At 67.5% G+C, this 23,704-nt stretch carries 14 protein-coding genes; 11 read left to right on the forward strand and 3 right to left on the reverse strand.

Features of this window, described 5'->3' with window-relative positions; all coding sequences use genetic code 11:
- Positions 1–7: 7 nt before the first annotated feature.
- The gene (locus tag ACGFJ7_RS37225; protein ID WP_392646654.1) at positions 8–886 is read left to right on the forward strand and encodes a phosphotransferase; all 879 of its coding nucleotides are present in this window, start codon (positions 8–10) and stop codon (positions 884–886) included.
- A gap of 57 nt (positions 887–943) precedes the next feature.
- On the opposite strand, the gene ACGFJ7_RS37230 is transcribed toward ACGFJ7_RS37225, so the two are convergent.
- A complete protein-coding gene (locus ACGFJ7_RS37230; RefSeq protein ID WP_392646655.1) occupies positions 944–1,507 on the reverse strand; it encodes an NUDIX hydrolase in 564 nt (187 codons plus the stop codon).
- Between the two features lie 616 nt (positions 1,508–2,123).
- On the opposite strand from ACGFJ7_RS37230, the gene ACGFJ7_RS37235 reads away from it, so the two are divergent.
- From ACGFJ7_RS37235 to ACGFJ7_RS37280, 10 genes are all read left to right on the forward strand, one after another.
- Positions 2,124–2,312 (forward strand): hypothetical protein, encoded by a 189-nt coding sequence (locus tag ACGFJ7_RS37235; protein ID WP_392646657.1) that lies wholly within the window; start codon positions 2,124–2,126, stop codon positions 2,310–2,312.
- Between the two features lie 84 nt (positions 2,313–2,396).
- Positions 2,397–3,608, forward strand: coding sequence for a methyltransferase, FxLD system (gene fxlM, locus ACGFJ7_RS37240; RefSeq protein WP_392646659.1), 1,212 nt, complete (start codon positions 2,397–2,399; stop codon positions 3,606–3,608).
- A 58-nt stretch (positions 3,609–3,666) separates the two neighbouring features.
- Positions 3,667–3,849, forward strand: coding sequence for an FxLD family lanthipeptide (locus ACGFJ7_RS37245; RefSeq protein ID WP_317789530.1), 183 nt, complete (start codon positions 3,667–3,669; stop codon positions 3,847–3,849).
- Positions 3,850–3,953: 104 nt separating this feature from the next.
- Entirely contained in the window at positions 3,954–6,980 is a 3,027-nt protein-coding gene (locus tag ACGFJ7_RS37250) for a lantibiotic dehydratase (protein ID WP_392646661.1), read from the forward strand.
- Positions 6,977–8,215, forward strand: coding sequence for a lanthionine synthetase C family protein (locus tag ACGFJ7_RS37255; protein ID WP_360247567.1), 1,239 nt, complete (start codon positions 6,977–6,979; stop codon positions 8,213–8,215). Before ACGFJ7_RS37250 ends, ACGFJ7_RS37255 begins: the two co-directional genes overlap by 4 nt.
- Positions 8,216–8,225: 10 nt before the next feature.
- Positions 8,226–9,056 (forward strand): thiopeptide-type bacteriocin biosynthesis protein, encoded by an 831-nt coding sequence (locus ACGFJ7_RS37260; RefSeq protein ID WP_392646664.1) that lies wholly within the window; start codon positions 8,226–8,228, stop codon positions 9,054–9,056.
- A complete protein-coding gene (locus tag ACGFJ7_RS37265) occupies positions 9,056–10,126 on the forward strand; it encodes a hypothetical protein (RefSeq protein WP_360247563.1) in 1,071 nt (356 codons plus the stop codon). Before ACGFJ7_RS37260 ends, ACGFJ7_RS37265 begins: the two co-directional genes overlap by 1 nt.
- Positions 10,127–10,429: 303 nt before the next feature.
- Positions 10,430–10,906: a hypothetical protein gene (locus tag ACGFJ7_RS37270; protein ID WP_360247561.1), complete on the forward strand. Its 477-nt coding sequence runs from the start codon at positions 10,430–10,432 to the stop codon at positions 10,904–10,906.
- A 16-nt stretch (positions 10,907–10,922) separates the two neighbouring features.
- Positions 10,923–11,720: a phosphotransferase gene (locus ACGFJ7_RS37275; protein WP_392646667.1), complete on the forward strand. Its 798-nt coding sequence runs from the start codon at positions 10,923–10,925 to the stop codon at positions 11,718–11,720.
- Positions 11,721–12,931: 1,211 nt separating this feature from the next.
- The gene (locus ACGFJ7_RS37280; protein WP_392646797.1) at positions 12,932–14,050 is read left to right on the forward strand and encodes an IS630 family transposase; all 1,119 of its coding nucleotides are present in this window, start codon (positions 12,932–12,934) and stop codon (positions 14,048–14,050) included.
- 255 nt (positions 14,051–14,305) lie between these two features.
- Here the strand turns inward: ACGFJ7_RS37280 and ACGFJ7_RS37285 are convergent, their stop codons facing one another.
- Together ACGFJ7_RS37285 and ACGFJ7_RS37290 are read right to left on the reverse strand one after the other, a co-directional pair.
- The gene (locus tag ACGFJ7_RS37285; protein WP_360247557.1) at positions 14,306–14,593 is read right to left on the reverse strand and encodes a barstar family protein; all 288 of its coding nucleotides are present in this window, start codon (positions 14,591–14,593) and stop codon (positions 14,306–14,308) included.
- A gap of 2 nt (positions 14,594–14,595) precedes the next feature.
- Entirely contained in the window at positions 14,596–23,526 is an 8,931-nt protein-coding gene (locus ACGFJ7_RS37290; protein WP_392646669.1) for a putative Ig domain-containing protein, read from the reverse strand.
- Positions 23,527–23,704: the final 178 nt, after the last annotated feature.

Genomic DNA, 23,704 nt, shown 5'->3' on the forward strand with positions numbered 1-23,704 from the left:
AGCGTTCATGTTCGTGGAGCAGAGGACTCGGCCTGTACTCCGCGAGGTATGCCGCCTCCTCGATCGTTCCGCAGCGAATGCGATCTTGCTGCGCCACCACACCAACGCGGTGTACGCCGTCGACGATGTAGTCGTCAAGATCGCGAGACCGGACCTCACCATCGACTCGCTGCGTACCGTTGCCGGTCTCGTGCGGTGGCTCGACGATGCCGGGTTTCCCACCGTTCGACTCGTATCCGCGGTCGAGCAGCCGCTCATCGTCGACGGTTTCGGTGTCACCGTGTGGGAGAGGCTCGATGGTGCGATCGCCCGTCCGGTGTCCACCGGTGAACTGGGCGGCCTGCTTCACACACTTCACCACCTGAACATTCCGCCGCTGCCGCTTCCTCAACTCGACCCGATCCCGGGGATCCGGCACTCGATCGGCATGTCAGCCATCCTCACCGACGACGAACGCCGTCTCCTGACCGATCGCCTCGAAGGCTTCGCCGATGAGTTCAGGACGCTGAGCTCTCCGCTGGGCTGGGGCCTGATCCAGTCCGACCCACAGGTCGGTAACGCACTGCGCCGCGACGACGGCATCGCCGTACTCGCCGACTGGGACGGGTCACGAATCGGTGACCGCAGCTGGGATGTCGCCACCGTCGCCGTCCACTGCCGTCGCTTCGCCAACGACGCCGGTTTCTCCGCCTTCGCTGACGCCTACGGCTGGGATCCGCAAACCTGGGACGAGTTCGAGGACCTGTGCCGGCTCAGAGAACTACAGATGATCGCCACCAACGCTCGGAAGTCCTTACCTGGCACACCAGCAGCGGAGGAGGTTCACCGTCGCATCGCGGGTCTACGTCAAGGACGATATGAACTGACCGGCTGGCGCATCCTCTGATCACCACCCCACTGGCTAGAGACTCCGCCGACGCCTCTATCGCACACCGACATGCCTTTAGAGATCGCCGGTCGCCCTCAGCAAGAGCACTGATAACAGGCCGGACACCGAGCCGGCACCGACAATCATGCCCTCGCTGATGTATTGCTGGACCGTGTCGAGGTCGATCCAACCGACGCTCTCGGCCTCGTTGATGTCCGGGGTCGCACCCGTGAAGTCCGCGCCCCGGGCCAAGTAGACGACATTCTCCTGGTCGACAGTGCCGACCATGGGTTGGAAGGCGATCAGCTTCTTCATGCCGCGGGGACGCCAGCCGGTCTCTTCCTCAACCTCCCTGACAGCGCAAGTCATGGGATCTTCAGCCGGGTCGAGGTAGCCGCCGGGTAACTCCCAGACCCAACGGTTCAGGATGAACCGATGGCGCCTGAGCAGCAGAACCCGCTGCTCGTCGTCGAGGACCACGACCATGGCAGCGCTCGGCACACGCAAAACATACTGCTCGAACCGCACGCCATCAGGTAGCTCAACGTCGGCGATGCTCAGCACCGCACGCCGGGTGTCATCAACGACGCGTTCTCCATGAACCGTCCATTCGCTCGCTCGTTTCGGCTCCGCCACCATGCCCGCACAGTAGCCACCGAAATCCGATCGCCGCGGTATTGGGCACGGCTCCATCGCGATGGCGGGGCATCTCATCGACGTTCGCCAACGGTCCCACTCCGAACAGCGGTGGCGTCAACATCCCCGGCCTTCCTGGCACGCGCTATCCACCCCATTCCGACGCCGCATAAACGCTATGCGCGGTGCGGCATAGCGCACCTCGGCGGTGTCCGGCGAAGCTTCAAGGGGCTCCCAAGGGTCGGGGTCGCCACGGCAACGCAGACCCTCATCGCGTCCGAAGGACCCCGACGTACTCCAACGGCCAGTGGATCAGGAGGCACGATGCATACGCGACGAACGCGGCCGTGGTGGCGGATCCTGGGTCGGTCGCGCTGCGTTTGCGGCCTGCCGTGGCCTTGCTTGGAAGTGCGGATCGAAGCCAACCGACAGCGGCAGGAGTGTCGGGTTCTGCCCGTTGCCGGTGATCCCGCGCCGCGGGTGCCGCGATGGGCGGATCCGACGATGCCGCTACTCCAGGTCGGTCGCGCCGGTGCGCTCACCCCGGCGCAGGAGTACCGGGCGGGGCGATCTCGATCATGCTGATTCCTCGTACGGCGCATCACGGTGAACGTCCTGCATGGTATTGCAGGGTGGTGGCGAGCCGTGGCCGTGTGCCATCGCCAAGGTCGAACTCGCCGACCAGTACCGACGCTTCCCGCACGGCTTGTCGGTCCTGCTCGCCTCGTACTTGATCGAGGCGATCGATGACTGGGCAGCCGCGGCGAGTGGGCCACCACCGGACCTGTACGAGCGTTTCATCAGCTAGACCAACGCGCTGGGATTAGCCGCATGGCCGGCAGGACGCGAACGGCCTTCGTACATCACTCCACAACGGGAATGGGAGTTACTCATGACGGTTACCCACGAGAACGATCCTGCCGCGCTACGCACCGCCATGGTGGACTCGCTGCGGGAGCAAGGCCTCCTGAGTTCCGAGCCGGTGGCGGCCGCTTTGTCGGCGGTGCCTCGGCACGTGTTCGCGCCGCACGAGAAGGATCTGACGCGGGTGTACGACACCGACGCGACCCTTGAGGCGGTGCTGTTTGCCGACGGTACCGAGTCGAGCGTCGTGTCGGCGCCGCACATCCAGGCGATCATGCTGGAGATGGCCGGCGTCGAGCCGGGCATGAGCGTTCTGGAAATCGGTTCCGGGGGTTACAACGCGGCATTGATCGCGGAGATCGTCGGACCGGGCGGGCGGGTGACGACCGTCGACATCGACCCGGGGGTGGTGCAGCGGGCGAAGGATTGCCTCGCGCGGGCCGGCTACGAGCGGGTCAGCGTCGTGCAAGCCGACGCCGAGCATGGCGTTGCCGAGCATGCCCCGTACGACCGGATTGTGGTGACGGTAGGCGCCTGGGACATCCCCGGCTCGTGGCTGGAGCAACTCACCGACAGCGGCCGGATCGTCGTTCCGCTCAGGTTCGCGGGCATCACCCGGCTGATCGCGTTCGGCCGCACCGGCCAGAACCTGACCGCCAGTAGCTACCGTCTCGGCGCTTTCGTGCCGATGCAGGGTGACGGAGCGGTCAGCGAGGAGCTGGTACGCGTCACCGAGGACATCGGCCTGCGCCTCGAATCTCAGCAAAAGCACGACTTCGACGTGGCGCTGTTGCGCGAGGCGTTGCACACCCCGGCCGTCGAACTCTGGGCCGGTACTGCGTTCGACATGCCCGACGAGCTCGCCCTGTTCCAGCTGACCACCGGCGGGTCCGGGATGGTGATGATGCACGCCGCGCAGAAGGCCGTCGACGACGGTGTGGTCGACCCCGCGGTGCGGCACGGGATTCCCGCTCTCGTGCGAGGCGGCAGCTTCGCCTACCGGATCAAACGCGCCAACGACACGTTCACCAGCGGATACGAAGCCGGAGTACGCGCCCACGGGCCTGACGCCGAGACGGTCGGCCGACAGCTGCTCACCCTGATCCAGGACTGGGGCACCGACCATTTGCGCCGCGGCGCCGCCAACATCGTCTACTACCCGACCGGCAGCGACATCAGCGACCTGACCGGCTGGCGGTCCACGAAACGTCACGGAACGCTCGCGATCAGCTGGTCCTAGAAGAGAAGCTTCCGGCCAGCCGGCCGGGAGAACCACCCCCTGATTCAAGGAGGTTGTCATGACGGCACCCACCGTGGAGCGCAGCACCGTTGCCCCGGCGGCCGAGACCCCGCTGGCGGACACCGGCATCGAGGACCTGGACATCACGTTCATCGAGGCCGGCGACACCGTCGACCACATCATCAAGATGACCAACGACGGCTGCGGCAGTACCTGTCAGTCCGCCTGCACGAGCTGCTGACCCAGCTCACCGCTTCACCCCACTCAGGGGGTGCCCGGCCAGCTGACAGGCCCCCACCGGGCACCCCTGCCCCGCTCTATCCGACCACCGGGCTGGGAGACGCCGTGTATCGAAGTTTGGACGACGCGCTGCTGCTCCGTGCGGCCGTCTGCACGTCGGACCAGGCCGATACGTGGCCTGACCTGACCAGCCCGGACGCGGCCGGTTCGTGGCCGCAGTGGCTGAGCCACACTTGGCAGATCCCCGGATTCGCAGCAGCCTTACGACACGCGAGCCCGGACCTGGCCCGGCGGGTCACTGCCGTACTAGCTGGGCAGGCGACGGACCGTGATGCCCGCCGCGTGGTCCTTGCGGTGATGCGCTACCTGCTACGGGCGACGACCCGCGCCACCCCGTACGGATTGTTCGCCGGCATCGCCGCGGCCCGTGTCGGCGCTTCCGGGGACGTTCGGGTCGGCACTGCCCATCGGCCGGTGGCCCGGATCCGGATGCCCTGGCTCGCCGGTGTGCTGACACGGCTGGAGATCGACCCGACGATCCGGCCACACCTGTGGCTGCGGGTCAACGATCTGCTCGTCGAACACGGCGGTGAACTTTGGCTGGAGCACCGTGCCAGCACGTCCGCTACCGGAGCACCGCAACATGTTCGGGTTCGCGCCACCGGCGCCGTCCGTGCTGCGGTGACCGCCGCGGCCCGGCCGATCCGGTGGACGGATCTGTGCGCCGCTGTCGTCACCGGGTGCGCCGCCGAACCGGCAGCCGCCGACCGATTGATCACCCAACTGGTGCAACAGCACCTGCTGGTGACCAGCCTCCGGCCGTCGATGACAACCACCGATCCCCTCGCCGTCCTGGTCACCGCCCTGCAACAGCTTCCTGCCGCCACGCCCAACCCTGGACAGCACATGGACTCAGACGGTCTCCGGCAGACACTGGGTCGGCTCGCCGAACAGAAGCACCGGCACGACACCGCCGCCAACGAGGTCGAGGCCGGAGCCCACCGACGCGAGATCATCGCGACGGCCGCGACGATCGACGCCGAACCAGCGGTCGGCGTCGACCTGCGCCTGGACGCCGACGTCACCGTGCCACCGGAGGTGCCTGCCGAAGCGTGCCGGGCCGCGGCCGCGCTGACTCGGCTGGCTGTCCCGGCGCCGACGGGTTGGGCAGGCTGGCACCGCCGGTTCCTCGAACGCTTCGGCCCGTACGCGCTCGTTCCGGTGCTCGACGCCGTCGACCCGGTTCTCGGACTCGGCTACCCGGCCGGCTTCGAGGGCGCCGACCCGGCACCTGCACCGGTCGTAACCGACCGGGACCGTGCGCTGATCGCGCTGGCACAACGTGCCGCCCTGACCCGGCAACGCGAGATCGTCCTGGACGACCGGCAGTTGGACGCCTTGGCTCCCGAGCGGCCGGAGACGGTGCAGAACACCACCGAACTGACGGTGCGTGTCCACGCGCACGATCTACGAGACATCCGGGCAGGCCGGTTCACGCTGTCGGTGGTACGGGTCTCCCGCAACGCGGGCACCAGCACCGGACGCGTCATGGACCTGCTGGATCCCGCCGACCAGATCCGGATGGCAGCCGCGTACGCCGCTGGCACGCCGCCGATCGTCGACGGAGCACTGATCGCGCAACTCGCGGCGCCCACCCGCTACACGATCAGCATGGACGTGGCCCGCGCACCGCACGTCCTGCCGTTCCTGATCCCCGTTGCCGAGTGCCACACCGGCGACGATCCGCGACGGATTCCGCTGGACGACATCGCCGTCACCGCCGACCCGACCCGGCTCTACCTGATCAGCCTGTCGCAGCGGCGGCCGGTACAGCCTGTGCCGATGACCGCGGCGGCTCCGGACCGGCAGATGCTGCCCGTCGTGCGGTTCCTGGCGGAGGCATCGACCGCCCTGTCCACCCCCTGCCATCCGTTCGAGTGGGGCCCGGCAGCCCACGACCTGCCGTTCCTGCCCGCGGTGCGCTACGGCCGTACGGTGCTCAGCGCAGCTCGCTGGCGGTTGACCGAGGACGACCTGCCCACAGCCACGGCCGACTACGACACGTGGGACCGCGAACTCTCCCAATGGCGCGAGACCACCGGCTGCCCCACGGCAGTGTCAGTCGGCAGCGGCGACCAATGCCTGGTCATCGACCTGCGACTGCCCGCCCACCGAGTGCTGCTGCGCGACTACCTCACCCGCCACCACGTCGCCGTGCTACGCCAAGCACCCGACGGTGCTGGCTGGATCGGCGAACGGGCCCACGAGATCGTCATCCCACTGGCCACGACAACCGGACCTGTGCCGGCGCCGCGCCTCGGGGCGGTCGTCGACGTTCGCCGTCACGGCGTGCTGCCCGGTGGCCCCCACACCTACCTGAAGGTGTACGCCAGCCTCGACCAGCAGGACCGGATCCTCACCGAGCATCTGCCCACTCTCGTCGACCATGTCTTAGGGCCGTGGTGGTTCCAGCGGTACCACGATCCCGACCCTCACCTGCGGTTACGCCTCACCAACGTCGACCCGGCGCGTGTGCACCAGTGGGTGCGGCGGCTACGCGAGCAGCGGCTGAGCGGCCGAGCACAGTGGGACACCGACTTCCACGAGGTGAGCCGCTTCGGCGGCCTCGACGCCTACCCAGCGGCGGAGCAGGTCTTCGCCGCCGACTCCGCCGCAGTGCAGGCACAACTGACCGCCACCGCCCACCGAGACGGGCCAGCACGGCAGGCGATGACCGCGGCCAGCATGCTCGACATCGCCACCGTGCTGCTCGACGGCCCAGACGACGCCCGGCACTGGCTGACCGAGCATGTCCGTACCCAGCGACCGGCGCCGGCCCGCGCCGTCTACGACCAGACCGTGCAGCTCGCCAACCCGGTACGAGCCACGATGGCCGCGACCCCGTCCGGCAAAGCGGTTCTGACGTGCTGGCAGTCGCGGGCCGCCGCACTGACCGAGTACCGCAAGGCCCTGCACGGTGCCGGCATCGAAGCGGCCACTCTGCTTCCCGACCTGCTGCACCTGCATCACACCCGCGTCGCCGGCCCCGACCGGGCCGCGGAAGCCGTCTGCCTGCACCTTGCTCGCGCTGCCGCGCTGAGCTGGGCCGCCCGAGCCGGGAGCCGGTCATGACCACCACTGTTACCGCCGGGACAAACCTCGGTGCCACCGTCGCCGCCATCGCCGACCAGTTGAGTGATCCCGCCGTCATCGGCACCTCTGAGGACGGCCGGACCCATCCGCAATCGCTGGCCGGCGGCGCCGCCGGCATCGCCCTGCTGCACCTGGAACGGGCCGTATCCGGGCACGGCGACGAAGCTCTCGCCCACCGTTGGATCCGCGCCGCAGCGGCAGGACCGGTCAGCACCGGCACCGCCGCCAACCTGTTCGCCGGCGCGCCCGCCCTAGCCATGCTGCTGCACAACGCCTCCACCAGCCTCGGCGGCTACCAACGGGCGGTAGCGGCTCTCCACGAGCAGACCATCATCCTGACCCGCCACCGACTGGCCACCGCTCACGCCCGCATCGCCGCCGAAACGCCGCTGACCATGCGCGAGTTCGACCTCATCCACGGCCTGACAGGGCTCGGCGTCTACCACCTGCGCCACCACCCCGACCAGCCGATCACCCACGAAGTCCTCAACTACCTGATCCGGCTCACCGCAGCCCGGAGCGACACGGCCGGGCGGCCGCCGTGGTGGCTCAACGCGGGCCTCGGCGGCACCCCACACGACCGCTTCCCGAACGGGCACGGCAACCTCGGCATCGCCCACGGCATGAGCGCCGTCACCGCACTGCTAGCCCTGGCCATACTCGCCGACCAGCGGCCACCCGGCATCCTCGACGCGCTCGCCCGGCTCTGCGCGTGGTTCGACCAGCACCGCCAGACTGACGACGTCACCGGCACCTCCTGGTGGCCCGCCTACATCACCGACGGCCAGGTAGCGGCCACACCGCACCGACCGTCCTGGTGCTACGGCACGGCGGGTACCGCCCGCGCCCAGCAACTCGCCGGCCTCGCCCTCGACGACGCCGTCCGATCCCGCCGCGCCGAGGCCGCGATGGTGACCGCCCTAACCGATCCACACCAGCAAGCCCCACTGCCCGAACCGGGCCTGTGCCACGGCAAGGCCGGCCTGCTGCAAGCCGCCTGGCGCACCACCACCTCCAGCACCAACCCGCACCTGGCCACGCAACTGACCACCGCCATCCCCGAAATCGCCGACGCCTTGGCCCGGCAGCTTGCCGTCGCACCACCGGACACACCGGAACTGATGGACGGCACCGCCGGAGCAGCACTCGCCCTGCACACGGCCCACACCGGCGCCTGCCTCACCAACTGGGACGCGTACCTCCTGCTCGCCTAACCCACTCCCATTGCCGGAGGTCACCGTGAACACGTCCCCGTGGCAGCAAGCCAGCCTGCAATTCCCCGACCCGGCCCTCGCCGAGCAGATCGCGGGCACCCACCTTTGGCCCATCCTCACCGAGGCGGAAGCCGACCAGCTGATCAACGCATGGTTCATCATCCGCAAAGGCCATCAATGGCGGCTGCGTTACCTGCCCACCCTGCCCCGAGATATCCACACCAACCAGGTCCGCGACCGCCTCGACGACCTGCGCCTTCAGGGCCATCTGGCCAACGTGACCGCGGTCATCTATGAACCGGAGACCACCGCCTTCGGCGGCCCGCGCGCTATGCGCTTGGCGCACCGACTCTGGCACCTCGACAGCCGCCATCTACTGCCTCGAACAGCCACTCAACCGCGACGCACCCGCGAGCTGTCGATCTTGCTGTGCACCGCGATGATGCGCGCCGCCGGCCTCGACTGGTACGAACAAGGCGACGTCTGGGCCCGCGTCGCCGACCATCGGAACCTCGCCGACCCCTCCCACCTCGACGCCCTCCGCGACGCCGTCCAGCAGTTGCTCACCGTCGATCCGGCCAGCCTCACCCACACTGGCGAAGCCCCGCTCGCCGAGCAAAGAACCTGGCTCGACGCCTTCACCACCACCGGCGCCGCGCTGCGGCGCATCCACGACAGCGGACAACTGCGCCGCGGGCTCCGGGACGTCCTCACCCACCACGTGATCTTCATGTGGAACCGGCGCGGCATACCTGAACACGAGCAAGCCGCCCTCGCCGCCACCGCCCGCGACATCACCTTCGGATCCCACACCGCGCTCACCGCAACGGCGGCCGGCTGATGGACACCACCACCGCGCAGCGGTTCCCCCTGATCGCGCGCCCCCGACCTGCCTGCATCCCGCTAGCCGACCGTATGACCAGCTTGCACGCCCTTGCCGCGTCCGCCATCGCCACGGGCAACCTCGCCGACGCCACCTACGTCTTCAACCAAGCCGCCCTGCTCGCCTCAGACTGCGGTGACCACGACCTCGCCCGACGCTGGTGCCATCGACTCGCCCGACTGGCCCTGACCGGCCGCCACCCCGGCCGCTTCGCCCTCGAACCGGTGGTGAACCTGGCACGCCTGCGCATCCGCGCCGGCGACGGAACCACCGCATGGGAGATGCTGGAAGCCCTCTATCAAGCAGTCACCAACCGCGCGACCATCACCATCGACGGCCTCACCATCGCCACCGCCGACCTCACCTATACCCAGGAAAGTCACCGCGAGCTCCGCGAATGGGCCTGGAAAGTCCTGCTCGGCACCGGCGCCCACGCCCTCGCCTCCGCCCACCGATGGGACGAGGCCCGCGAACGCCTGGCTCACCACCGCGGCATCGGTCAACGGATGCTCGACGGCCGGCAGATCGCCGTCATCGCCCACATCCTCGCCGGCCGCACCACCGAAGCCACGACCCTGCTGCACGACACCACCCCCGGCCAGCCGTGGGAAAACGCCGTCACCAACTGCCTCGACCTGCTCTGCACCGCCGTCGACCACAAACAGGTCGACACCACCTACCACCAACAGCCACCAGGGGAAGGTCTCGCCGTCTTCTGGACCCGGCTGGGGCTCAGCCTGATCGACGCGCTCGGCCGCCACGAACCCCAAGCACAAGTGCTCATCGCCCGCGTACTGCTACACGCCACCGAAGACGGATATGCAGCACGCGACGCCCTGGCCCACCATGCATGCCGAGAAGCGGCGACCGACGACCAGGTCCACCAGCTCCGCCGAGTCGTTCGCGCCTGCGGCCTGGATCAGGGCTTCCTCAATCCCGACCACACGGATCAACTGACAACTCTCTTCAGCCAGGTCGAACCCCTGATCCGTTCAGGCAGCATCCCCCAGCCGCTGCACACCTCGTAACAACAGCGCTGACTTGAGAGGCCGCACTCACCTCCACCCCGCGTTATCGCGCCCGCCAGCGTCGTCGACTCCGCCGCCTTCGCGGAGCAGGTCGCCGAGGCACGCGATCTGCTCACGGACTGGCTGAACGGCGCCGACATCAGCGCCCTGGCCGCCGAGCTGCTCCAGGCGGCGCGCGCCGAACCGAACGTCGACTACATCTCCCACGCACCAAGCCACACCAGCCAGCACCCGAAGACCCGTTGATCCGGGATTCACCGGCGCACCCGGCGCCGGCGATCCATACACCCCCAAGGAGGAGTCATGACCCTCACGACCGCGTTACCGGTCCAAGCCGACAAGGATCCGCAAGCCCTCGTCGACCCGGCGACCTTCGACAAGCTCGCCGAGTTCTTCGCCGCCCGTCAGGAGGTCACCAAGACCTACGCCCGACGGGCCGTCGGACCGATGCTGCTCATGCTCAAGGCACACGCCGACTCGCAGCACGACCCCGACTTCGGCCGGCTGCTGCCGGACGGCCGGTCTTACCGCGTCGTCCCGACCGAACCGGTCGACGCGGCCTGGCACGTGTCGCTGCAACACACCGAGCCGTACCAAGCCGCCTGCCAGCAGATCGCGGGAGGATTCGTGCACCACGTGCCGATCCTGACCGAGGGCATGGCTGACGGCTCCTCGATGGAGTACACCCACCAGGCGCTCAAGGCGACCGGCTACTACGTCGACCCCGAGTTCTGGGACGGCGAGGCGAAGTCCTGCTGCCCGCCGAACCCGGGGATCTGAAAGGGCTACCTGATCGATGCGCATCGACTGGACCGCGTTGCCCGAGGCCGTCACGACAGAGATAGCCGACCGCGTCGGCGGAACTCACGTCACACCCGCCACCACCGGTGACCACGCGGAGATGGCCGCAACCGTCACCGGAACCAACGGTCGGGTGTTCGTCAAGGCAGCCAGCACAGATTTCGGTGTCCGGTCACTGCGCTTCGAGCTGCGGGTGAGTGAGGCCATCAGCGGGCCTCTCTCGCCTGCGGTCCTGTGGCATTTCGAGGCTGCCGACTGGCTGGTGGTGGGCTACGAGCACTGCGAAGGCCCGCACGCCGATCTGTCACCGGGAAGCCCCGACCTCGATCTTCTCGGTGAGGCACTGACGGTGCTCGGTGAGACGCCGACACCCGATGTGCCGTTGTTCAGCCCGAAGGCGCGGCTCGGGTTCGAGCACTCGACGATGAACGGCGACACGCTCGTTCACACCGACCTTTGCCCGGCCAACCTGATCGTCACGCCGCATGGCCTGCAGATCGTCGACTGGGCGATGGCAGCCAAGGCAGCACCGTGGGTTGAGCTGGCCATGCTCACGCCGTGGCTGATCAGCGCCGGCCACACGCCGGAGCAAGCCGAACAGTGGCTGGCACGCCACCCCGCATGGCAATCGGCGGATCCAGGGGTCCTGGATTACTTCGCGACGAAGAACGCGGAGAAGTGGGCGTCCAAGTCGGCCAGATCAACCGCAGCCTGGATGCATGACCTCGCGGCCTGGACGGCGAAGTGGTCTACGTATCGACTCCGAACCAGCAACACCGCCCCGACCAACTAACACTCACTCCCGGGCGGTGCCACGCGCCGGACTCCCCGTAACGAGGAGCCCGGCGGCGCTGCCACAGCGAAGGCCTGCCTACGACCCATCCGCCACGGTGCCAGCCGGTCAGCTCAGCCCCGGCTGGTGCACGAACCATCGCGTGGACCACGGCATAGATCAAGTCCGATTGATGGCCTACCACGAGACGCCGGCATCCAGGGCGAATCCGCGTCCGAAACGGCGGATCACCCGTGGGATCACCCGGCACCGAGTAAAGGTGCCGCTCAATGAATTCGGCAACTCCGAATCGGACGCGCTTCGACCGCTTGCGACGCCGCCGAGCGCGATCGCCTCATGGTCCAGCTCACCAGGCAACGCCGCAGCTCAAGCGCCCTTACCTGGCCGCCGATCATGTGGCACGACCGACAGGCCGCCGACACGACTCTGGACGCGCCCGGACGCAAAAGCCTGGTCAGCACCAGGACTGACAGGCCAATCCGGAACAACCGATCGCCACAGGATCACCACGTCCCAAATAACGGGATTCCAGCCGACATTCAATGGGAAACAAAAATGCCGTGGCCCGCGTTTTCGCAGGTCACGGCATTTTCAAGAAGTGCGCCCGAAGGGACTCGAACCCCTAACCTTCTGATCCGTAGTCAGATGACTAGTAGTCATGAGTACACTGCGTGACTGGTCTGTTCGAGGTCGGTCCGAAGTCGTTTCCGCACTTCAGAGGGCTTCTGAGTTTGCGCAGGTCCCGGCTGAGTGCTTCTCGGAGGCGCCGGCCTCGCCTTGGGTCTTGATTCGGCCGTGCTGGTTTAGCCGCGCCCGTGCTGAATCGGTCGTCGACATCCGATCACCCACCGATCACCGTGCCCGTGAATCACTCTGCGTAAGAGTGGCCGTAATAGTACAGGTCAAGGCGGCGTTCGCGCACCGATGTGACCGACAGCTATCGCTGTTACAACCGCAGAGGTGACAGGCGATCGCCGGGCGGATCACCATCGTTGGCTTTCGTCAGCCGGAGAGTGTCTTGCTGGTTCGCGGCGTGGGTCGGAGGATCATCGTTCGCGAAAGGCGGTCGAAGGCCACGTGCCGGACCCCGGTCGGTAGGCCCGGCGCCGCTGCCGTAGCGGCTAGTGCCCTGACCAAGAACGTTCACGGTGTTGGAGGACACGCCGTGCGAGCTGATGGCTGGGCGTCGTTGTGGCGGTCAGGCTGTGGTGGTGGCAGATCCAGTACGGGTGCGGCGACTCAGTGACCAGGAAGGTCAGACGCTGCTGCGCATTACTCGCCGGGGCACCGGCTCACCGATTCGATTACAGCGGGCGATGGTCGTGCTCGCTTCGGCCGGTGGGAACACGGTGCCGGCGATCGCCCGGCTCGTGCAGGCTGACGAGGACACGATCCGGCAGGTCATCCACCGGTTCAACGAGATGAGGATGGCCAGCCTGGACCCTCGGTGGGCGGGTGGCCGTCCCCGCCTGATCAGTCCTGACGACGAACAGTTCGTCATCACGACGGCCAACACCCGCCCCGAAAGTCTGGGGCGGCCGTTCACCCGGTGGAGCGTGCGCAAGCTCGCCGACTACCTCACCTGGCAGGCCGCCCGCCCGATCTTGATCGGGCGGGAACGGCTGCGACTGCTACTGATCAAACACGGCATCACGTTCCAGCGGACCAAGACGTGGAAAGAGTCCAACGATCCCGACCGCGAGGCGAAGCTCGCCCGGATCGAGTACGTGAGCAGCCGGTTCCCGCAACGGGTGTTCGCTTTCGACGAGTTCGGGCCCCTGGTCATCCGCCCGCAGGCCGGTGCTGGCTGGGCGCCCAAAGGCCACCCGCGCAGGTTGCCGGCGAACTATCACAAGCTGCACGGTGTCCGGCAGTTCCACGGCTGCTACTCAGTCGGTGACGATCAGCTCTGGGGTGTCGTCCGGCGGCGCAAGGGCGCCGCGAACACCCTGGCCGCGCTCAAGTCGATCCGCCGGACCCGCCCGGACGGCGCGCCGATCTACGTCATCCTGGACAACCTCTCCGCGCACAAGGGCAAGCAAATCCGGGCCTGGGCGGCCCGCAACAAAGTCGAGTTGTGTTTCACCCCGACCTACGCGTCCTGGGCGAACCCGATCGAGGCCCAGTTCGGACCGCTACGCACCTTCGTCATCGCCGGCTCGGACCACCCGCACCATCCCGCGATGACTCGCCACCTGCACAACTATCTGCGCTGGCGCAACGCCAACGCCCGCCACCCCGACGTCCTGGCCGCCCAACGCCGTGAACGCGCCCGCATCCGCAGCGAACGCCAACGACGCTGGGGCCAACCCGCCACCCGCGCAGCTTGACCCCAACACCTCAAACGTTCTTGGTCAGGGCACTAGTTAGTAGCCGACCGCCGCGTTGCCGGCCCAGTCGTGTTACCCGTCTGGGCCGGTGCACGAACGACGGCGTGACTGCGCGCGATGTTCAAATCCAAGTTCAGAGGAGACACGGGCCGCCAACGCGACCGCGCTGCCACGACGCGGGCGAGAGCATCTGACTCGTAGGCTCCGGCGCGCACGCGCCGGAGCCTCTCCTCAGGGATGAGTCAATCCGACTCTCTATTTCATTTCGAAGGTAAAACGTTCGCCCCAGCCGTAGCGCTCGTCCTGTTCCTGTGTTTCGCGAAAGATGTTCGCAACGGCAGTGAAGGTCGGTTCACCCAAGCGTGCTCGGCTGACTTCCGAATCGTTCCAGACTAGATGAATGGGGCGCTCAATATCGTACATTAGACGGTCTCGAAGCGCGTCCATGTTCCAGCCGTCGGTGCCGAAGTCGAGCTGTTGAGCCAGAGTTCTGTGTAGGTCCTGGACCGTCTGAATGTCGGTGCCTTTGATTTCGACCAACATGGCTACTTCCAGTTAGGAATTTGATAGAAGGAGTCGTAGTGGTCCGGCGTAACATATGCCAGCCCGTCGTTTGAGTAGAGTAGTCGGTTGCCTTGCGTCTTCCTGCTCATCATGTTGTTAACACCGATATCTGCCTCATGCCAGATGCGGCCGGGTGCCGACGGGAGAAGGTTGTCGTCATTACGGTATACGTCTCCGCCGATTTGGCCACCTGGGACCTTGTTATTGAGGGCTTTGCCGGGCTTCCAGCCCGCAGCCAGGGCTTCGTCCTTCGTAATGTAGTTCGAAGGCAGGCTTCCGGTCTTCCTGAGACTCTCTATGACCGGATTGGCGAGTTCGGCTGCCCGAAGGTCTCTGTTGAGTGCAGCGCCGGCTGCTGCTGATTCCGCGCCTGAGCTTGTCCGAGCCCCACCTCGGAAGCCGCGTAGGCCGCTTGAGGCTCCGCCTGCGGCGGCGCCGAGTAGTAGGTCCAACGGTGTGGTGGGTCGGCATTCGAGGGTGTTTACGACCCAGGTGAAGCCGGCTCCGACGGCGGCGTTGACGGCGACGGATGTTGCGGTGGCGGCGGCCCCTGTGAGTTCGAATGCTCCGGCGACCAAGGTTCCGGCTGCTGGCATTAGCAGGCCGGCTGCGGCGCCGACGAGGGCGCCCTTGCCGGCTGCCTTGGCAACGCCGCCCCAGCTGAAGTTGTCGTCGTTATGGTGTTGCAGGGCGTAGGTGGCACCGCCGATCAGGCCGCCGGCTACGGCGCCGATGGCGGCGCTGATGCAGAACGGGCATTGGCCGGTGGGGTCGGTGTTTTGCAGGGGGTTGTTCTCGGCGTAGGCGTAGGGCTGCAGGGTGGTGTCGACGGCGGGGTCGATGGACAGGAATTGGCCGGTGGTGGGGTCGTAGTCGCGGGCGCGGAGGTGGATGACACCGGTGGTGGGGTCGGTCCAGTTGCCGGTGTAGCCGATGGCGCTGTCGGCGGTTCCTGTGTGCTGGGTGCGGTTGCCGTAGGTGTCGTAGGTGTTGGTGCCCACGGTGGTACCAGCGGCGTTGGTGATGAGGCGGACGGAGCCAAGGTTGTCGGTGTGCAGGTATTCGGTGGTGCCGTCGCGGCTGGCCTGGGCGTATGGGGTGAGATTGGGCCCGTACAGGTAGCGGTGTGCGCCGTCGTCGAGTAGTACCGGCATGCCGCCGTTAGTCGCCCAGACGAAGGTGCTGGTGCTGCCGTTGAGGGTCCGGCTGGTGCGCAGCCCGTCGCCGTTGTAGGTGTAACCGATCTTCGACTTGGTGTCTTGCGTGCCGGTGAGCCGGTTCGCCTGGTCGAAGGTGTAACTGGTGTTCGTCGAGCCGGCGGTGGTGCTGCTGGTCCGGTTGCCCCGCTTGTCGTAGCCGTAGCTGATCGCGGAGCCGGTTGCCTTTGTGGTGCCGGTGAGCTGTTGGGCGGCGTTGTAGGTGTTGGTGGTGCCGTCGGGCAGGGATTTGAGCAGGCCGTTGGCGGTGACGCCGTAGCTGCCGCTGGCGCCGCTGCCGGTGGCGGTGGTGATGGTGCCGACCTGGCCGAGCGCGTCGTAGGTGTAGGTCTGCGAGCCGATGGGGCTGTCGCTGGCCGTGAGCTGGCCGGCGTCGTCGTAGGTGTAGGTGAAGCGGCCCACCTGGGTGGAGTCGTTGGCGATGTCGATGCTGGTGACGGCGCCGTTGGGGTCGTAGCCGGTGTTGCTGGTTACGCCGTTCGGGGTCGTCTCGAGGTTCTGTTCGCTGTCCTTGGTCCAGCCGAACGTGGTGAGGTTGCCGGCCCAGTCTTGGGCTGAGGTCATGCGGTTGGCGCCGTCGTATGTGTAGGTGACGGTTTGCCCGCCGGGGTAGGTCAGGGTCGTCAGGCGGCCGCCGGCGTCGTAGGTGTATCCGACGGTGTTGCCGGCGCCGTGGCGGGTGCTGGTGAGCCGGCCGGTGTTGTCGTAGGTGTAGCTGGTGGTTCCGGTGCCGTCGGTCATGCTGGTCCGGCGGCCGCTCTTGTCGTACGTGTAGTGCGCTGCGGCGGTGTTGGGGTCGCTGTAGGTGAGGTCGCTGACGCGGCCGGCGGCGTCGTAGACGCGGGTGGTGGTGGAGCCGTCGTTTTGCGTGGTGGTGGTCGGTTGGCCGGTGGCGTCGTAGCCGTAGGTGGTGGTGATGGCGCCGGGCTGGGTGCGGGAGGCGGTCTGGCCGGCGTCGTTGTAGGTGTAGCTGGTGATGCCCTTGTCGGGGTTGGTGACGGACTTGAGGCCGCCGTCGTCGTAGTAGGCGTACTCGATGGTGGAGTTGTCGGGGTTGGTGATCGTCGCCGGGCGTCCGTCGGCGGTGTAGGTGGTTGCGGTGGTGCGCTGGGCGGGGTCGATGAGGGTGGCGAGCCGGCCGGCGGCGTCGTAGGCGTAGGTCGTGGTCTTCTGCTTGGCGTCGATCGTCTTGGTGATCTGGCCGGCCGCGTCGTATTCGGTCGTGGTGGTGTTGCCGGCCGGGCTGGTGGTGGACAGCAGCCGCCCGGCCGCGTCGTAGCGGTAGGTGGTGGTGCCCGCGCTGGTGGTCTCGGTCAGTTTGTCGCCGAGCGTGTCGTAGGTGTAGGCGACGGTGTTGCCGTTGGGGTCGGTGACCGTGTCGAGCAGTCCGGCTGCGTTGTAGGCGTAGCCGGTGTGGGCGCCGTTGGCGTCGGTGGTTTTGATGATCCGGCCGGCGAGGTCGTACTCGGTGTAGCTCTTGAGCCCGGTCTGCGGGTCGCTGGTCGAGTACGGCGTGCCGTCGGCGTAGTAGGTGTAGCCGGTGACGTTGTTGAGAGCGTCGGTGACCGAGGTGATCCGGCCGGTGTTGTCGAACTGGGTGGTGCTGACGGTCTTACCCAGGCCGTTCTTGACCGTGCGTACGCGGCCGTCGGGGTCGTAGCCGTAGGACATGACCCGGTGCATAGGGTCGGTCACGGTCAGCAGGTCACCGTTGGTGTCGTAACCGTAGGCGGTGCTGCGGCCCTGGGCGGTGGTGCGCGAGGCGAGGGTGTTGTCGGCGTTGTAGGTCAGCCGGGTCACCTTGCCGGTGGCCGTGGTGGTGGTGAGCAGGTTGCCGCCGGCGTCGTAGGTCGAGCGCGTCGTGTTGCCATCTGGCGCCCGCTCGGAGAGCTGGTCGCCGTCGGTGTTGTATGTCCAGGTCGTGGTGCGGTGCAGCGGGTCGGTGTGCGTCAGCGTGTTGCCGTCAGCGTCGTAGGTGTACTCGTCGGCCTGCCCGTCCGGGCCGGTGATGCGGATTGCCTGGGAGGTGGTCGAGTTGTACTCCCAGGTGGTGGTGGCCGCCTGGTCGGTGCCGTAGGCCTGGGTCTGGGAGTGCAGCTGCCCGTCGACGTACTGCTCGAGGATCTTGGCGCCGCCCGGCTTGGTGACCGTCACCGTGGAAGTGCCCACGGCATCGCCGTCCTCGTAGGCGAACTGCCACACCTGGTCGAGGGGCTGGGTCTGTTTCACCACTCGGCCGTCGGCGTCGTACACGTTGGTGGTGACAGCGCCGCGCTGGTTGGTCATGGTGGTCAGCAGGTGATCGCTGTCGTAGCCGTAGCGGGTGACGGCTCCTTCGGGGTCGGTGACCGAGGTGAGGTTGCCGGCGGTGTCCTGGGTGTAGAGCACCCGGGCGCCGGACGGGGTCGTCGCCGTCTCGAGATAGCCGGCGCTGTCGTAGGTGAACGTCAGCGCCCGCCCGGAAGCCAGCGTGACCGCGGTGAGCTGCCCGTCCGAGTTGTAGGTGTAGGTCACCGCGCGGCCGTTGCGGCCTACCTGCCGCACGATGTGCCCGTCGGCGTTGAAGACCATGGTGACTTGCTTCTTGCGGGTGAACGTCCAGGTGCCGTCGCTGTTCTTGACGAGGGTGGCCAGCACCCGGGGAGCCGCCTTGTAGGTGCCGTCGTCTTGCAGCGTGAACGTCGCCGTGCTGCCGTTCTCCTGGTTGACCGTGACCGTATTCGCGGCCGGCTGGACGACGTTCATGCCGAACGGCCAGGCCCAGCCGTAGCCGAGCACGCTCTTGGCGCCGGCCGCCTCGGAGCTGTAGCTGCGCGACATCGCGAACGTGCCGCCGTGGTCATTGACGTTCAGGTCAGTGGCTGGCTCGACGAGCGCGCCGGTGTCGGTTTGCACCGGGTCGCCCCAGCAGGAGTTGCAATAGGCGACCTCGGACATGTTGACGCCGCCGATGGTCTCGCCCGGCAGGCTCGGCCCACCCGCAGCGACCGGGATCTTCGCCTTGGTGACCTTCCGCAGCCATGGGCCGTCCATGGCGAACAAGAACTTTCCATCGGAGGCCAGACCGTTGATGCCTTCGAAGCTGGCGTTGCCGTAGAGCCCGTCGACGTGTCCTACCAGGTCAGAACCGGCGATGAAGGCGGTGCTCCCGTCGTTCTTGCTGATTCGGATGATCGTGGTGGCAGCGGCCCAGCCGCTCCTTTGCGTGTTGTAGGAGGCGTAGAGGTAGTCGCCGGCGGAGACCACGGCATAGAAGGTGTCTTTGACCAGCGAGTTGGTGATCACGGTGTTGCCGCCGGTGTTCGGGTTGACCCGGTAGAGGTAGCCGTTGCTGTCGAAGGCGTAGATGTAGGTGTCGTCGGCGGCGATGGCGCCGTTCGCGCCGTAGGGGGCGATGCCGGTGGACACGGCGGTGAACCGGGTACCGGAGAGCAGGTCGTAGCGCCAAATGGTTTCGCCGGCGCTGACGTAGACCCATCGACCGGTTACGGTTCCGAAGCCGGTGTTGGCGGGGGTTCCGTGGAGGGTGGTGGTGGCGCCGTTACCGGGGTTGATGCGGCGGACACCGCAGTTGTCCAACAGGTACACGAACCGCCCGTCGGTGCCGATTACTCGAATGCCGTGCCGGCGTGGGTCTAAGTGGACTCGGTCAGCAGTGGCGCCGTCGGCGCAGTCGGCGGTGCCATCGACACCAGTGACGACGTCTACTGCACCGGAGCTCTTATTGACTTTGACGAGTTGGGTGCCTTTGTTCAGGTAGGCGTAGCCGCCAATCACCGCGACCCCGCTGGCCCACTCCAGCGCCCCATCGTCGGTCACGGTGGTGACCGAGCCGGCTTCCATGACCGGGCCTGACGGTGCTGGGGCTGGGGTGGGGGCGGCGATCGGGGTGAGGGCTTTGAGCCAGGTGCCTTCCGGGCCGCGGTCGGCGAGGTAGAGCTTGGTGCCGTCGCTGGCGATGCCGGTGACGCCGGCCAGGGCAGTGGTGCCGATGCCGCTGGGCGAGATCAGCCGGCTGCTGCCGTCCTTCTTGTCGATCCGGATGATCGTCATGCCGGTGTCGGGTGTGCTGGGCGCCTCATAGGCGGCGTAGAGGTAGTCCCCGACGGAGGTCAAAGCCGTGACAGGGGCAAGGATCAGAGTGCTGCTGATCAGGGTATGGGCGCCGGTGGTCGGGTTGATCCGGTAAAGGCTGCCGGCGCCGTCGGGCTGGTAGACGTAAGTGTCGTCGGCGGCGATGGCGCTGATTCCGCCGGGCAGCGTCAGCCCGGTGTAGGCGGAGGCCCAGCCATTGCCGGCGGTCAGGTCGTAACGCCAGATGGTGGTGCCGGCGGCGAGGTAAAGCCACCGTCCGGCCACGGTTCCGTAACCGCCCGGGGTTGCATTCAATGTGATGGTGGCGCCGGTGTCAGGGTTGACGCGGCGCACACCGCAGTAGTCATAGACGTAGACGAATCGGCCGTCCGAGCCGAGTACTTGAGCGCCGTACCGGGCATCGAAGTGAACCCGATCACCGGTGACGCCGTCGGCACAGTCGCTGGTGTTGGCGACACCCGCGACAACGCTGATGTCCCCAGACCGTTTGTTGACTTTGACGAGTTGGGTGCCTTTGTTCAGGTAGGCGTAGTCGTCGATCACGGCGACACCGCTGGTCCCGTACAGCGCGCCGTCGTCGGTCACGGTGGTGACCGAGCCGGCTTCCATGACCGGCGTCGACGCCGGCGGAGCCGGAGTAGGGGCGGTGACCGGGGTCAGCGTCTTAAGCCAGTTACCTTCGGGGCCGCTGTCAGCGAGGTACAGCTTGGTGCCGTCGCTGGCGATGCCGGTGACGCCGGCCAGGGCGGTGGTGCCGATGCCGTTGGGCGAGATCAGCCGGGTGCTGCCGTCGTTCTTGTCGATCCGGATGATCGTCGTGCCGGTGCCGGGTGTGGCGGGCGCCTTAAAGGCGGCGTAGAGATAGTCCCCGACGGAGGTCAAAGCCGAGACATCGTTGCGGATCAGGGTTCTGCTGATCAGGGTGTTGGCGCCGGTAGTGGGGTTGATCCGGTAGAGGCTGCCGTTGCCGTCGGGCTGGTAGACGTAGGTGTCGTCGGCGGCGATGGCGCTGGTCCGGCTGGAGAGCGTTAGCCCGGTGTCAGCAGAGACCCAGTCGTTGCTGGCGGTCAGGTCGTAGCGCCAGATGGTGTTGCCGGCGCTGAGGTAAAGCCACCGCCCGGCAAGGGTTGCGCTGTTGTAGTTGGGGGGAACGCCGATAATGGCGGTGGCGCCGTTGTCCGGGTTGATGCGCCGGACACCGCAGTAGTCCAGGACGTAGACGAACCGGCCGTCGGTGCCGAGAACATGAATGCTTGAGGCGAAGTGGACCTGGTCACCGGTTGCGCCGTTGACGCAGTTGTTGGTGTCGGCGACGCCGGCGACAACGCTGATGGCCCCAGACGTTTTGTTGACTTTGACGAGTTGGGTGCCCTTGCTGAGGTAGGCGTAGTCGCCGATCAGCGCGATACCGCTGGTCCCGTACAGCGCGCCGTCGTCGGTTACGGTCGATACCTCGCCGGCTTCCATCACCGGACCTGAGACCGGTGCGGTGAGTACTCGCCAGGTGGCTGTGGTGCTGCCGGTGCGGCCGCCGGCATCCGTGGCGGTGACCGTGGCGGTGAATGTGCCGGCGGTGGTGATCGTGCCGGTGATGCTGCCGGTGGTGGCGTTGATGCTCAGGCCGGCGGGCAGATTCTTGGCGGTCCAGGTGTAGGTGCCGGTGCCGCCGGTGGCGGTCATCGCGACGGTGGTGCTCTGCTTTGCGACGCCGATCTGGACCTCGGGTCGCGCGACGGTGACCGGCTTGGTGATCGTCCAGTCGAAGGACAGGCTGTCGGTTTTTCCTCGGGCGTCGGTGGCGGTGATGGTGGCCGACCAGATGGCGGCGGTGGTCGGGGTGCCGGCGACGACGCCGGTGCTCGAGTCCAGGTTCAGCCCGTCGGGCAGGCCGATCGCCCGCCACGTGTAGGGACTGGTGCCGCCGGCCGCGGCCAGGGTGAGGGTGGTGTCGTCGTCGATGCTGCCGTTTTGCGGGCCGGGGTTGGTGACGGTCAGCGGCCCGGTGACCTGAAGGGTGAAGCGGGTGGTACTGCTTTGCCCGCTGGTGTCGGTGACGACGGCGGTCACCGTGGAACTGCCCGGGTTCTGCGGCGTGCCGGTGATGGTGCCGTTCGTGGCGGCGGTGAGCCCAGCGGGCAGGCCGGTGACGCTCCAGGAGTAAGCGGCGGTGCCGCCGGTGGCCTTGAGCGTGATCGTGGTGCCGGTGTCGGTCGTCGCGTGCTGCTCGCCCAGCTCGGTGGCGGCCAGGGCGGCGATCACGGTCAGGGTGAAGGAGGCGCTGGCGGTGCGGTTGCCGGCGTCGCTGGCGGTGACGGTCACCGTGGCGCTGCCGGCCTGCTGGGCGGTACCGGAGATGACGCCGCTGTCTCTGATGCTCAGCCCGGCGGGCAGGCCGGTGGCCGTCCAGGTGTAGGGGGCGGCGCCGCCGGCGGCCGTCATGCTCAGTGTGGTGGCTTGCCCGGCGATGACCTGCCGGTTGCCGGGAGCGACGACGGTTAGCGCGGCCGCGACCGTCCACGAGAAGGCGACGGTGCCGACCCGCTTGCCCGAGTCGGTGGCGGTGGCGGTGGCCGAGAACGTGCCCGTGGTTGTGGGCGTGCCGGAGATGACACCGGTGGACGCGTTGATCGACAGCCCAGCCGGCAGACCGGTCGCGGCCCACGTGTAAGGGGTGGTGCCGCCGGTCGCGGTCATCGTCGTGGAGACGCCGGAGCCGACCGCGGCGGTCTGCGTGCCGGGGTTCTTGATGCTCGGTGCGGTGGCGGTGACCCAGCTGAACGACGCCGTCGCGGTCCGGTTCACCTTGTCGGTCAGAGTGAGGCTGACCGCGGAGGTGGCCACCGCGGTCGGGGTGCCGGACACGACACCGGTCGTAGTGTTGAGAGTCAAACCGGCGGGCAGCCCGGTCGCCGCCCAGGTATAGGGGGCGGTGCCGCCGGCGGCGGCGAAGGTCAGGGTGGCGGCCTGCCCGACGGTGCCCTGCTGGGTGCCAGGGTTGGTGACCGCAACCGCGGTCGCGGCGACGTCCCAGACGAACGACGCGTACCCCGGGATCTTGTTGGCGTCGGTGGCGGTGATCGTGGTGTTGTACGAACCGGCCGTCGTCGGGGCGCCGGAGATCGCCCCGGTGGAGGCGTTGATCGTCAGACCCGCCGGCAGGGCGGTCGCGGACCAGGTGTACGGGGTCTTCGCGCCGCTGGCCGACATCGCCTGCGACACCGACGTGCCCCTGATACTCGCCCGGGTGCCCGGGTTGACCACCACCGGCGCGGTGCCGATGGTCCAGGTGAACGACGTCGTCCCGGCCAGCCGGGCGGCGTCGGTGGCGGTGACCTTCGCCGAGTACGCCCCCGCTGTGGTCGGTGTGCCGGAGATGACTCCGGTCGTGGTGTTGATGGCCAGGCCGGCGGGCAGGTTCGTGGCCGACCACGTGTACGGGGAGGTGCCGCCGGTCGCGGCCATCGTCTTGTTCAGCGCGACGTTCAGACCGCTGTACTGGCTGCCTGGATTGGTCACCGTCGGCGCGGTCGCCGCGTACGCCGGCGCGCTGAGCAAGGTGGCCACCAGCGCGAGAACGCTGATCAGAACCGACGTATACAACCGCGGGGATGGCGCACCACCGTTGCCAGTGAACGCCTTGACCGACCGCAATCCGCGACTAGACATGCCCGACCTTCCACACCCGGAGATAACCCTTAAAAGGGTGCAGATCAGGTGCAGCCCGGCGGTACAGACGAACAGGCCGTGGCCGGTCTGATTGACGGAGAAGACCGGTCCG

The sequence above is a fragment of the Actinoplanes sp. NPDC048988 genome (assembly GCF_043197815.1).
Lineage (GTDB): Bacteria > Actinomycetota > Actinomycetes > Mycobacteriales > Micromonosporaceae > Actinoplanes.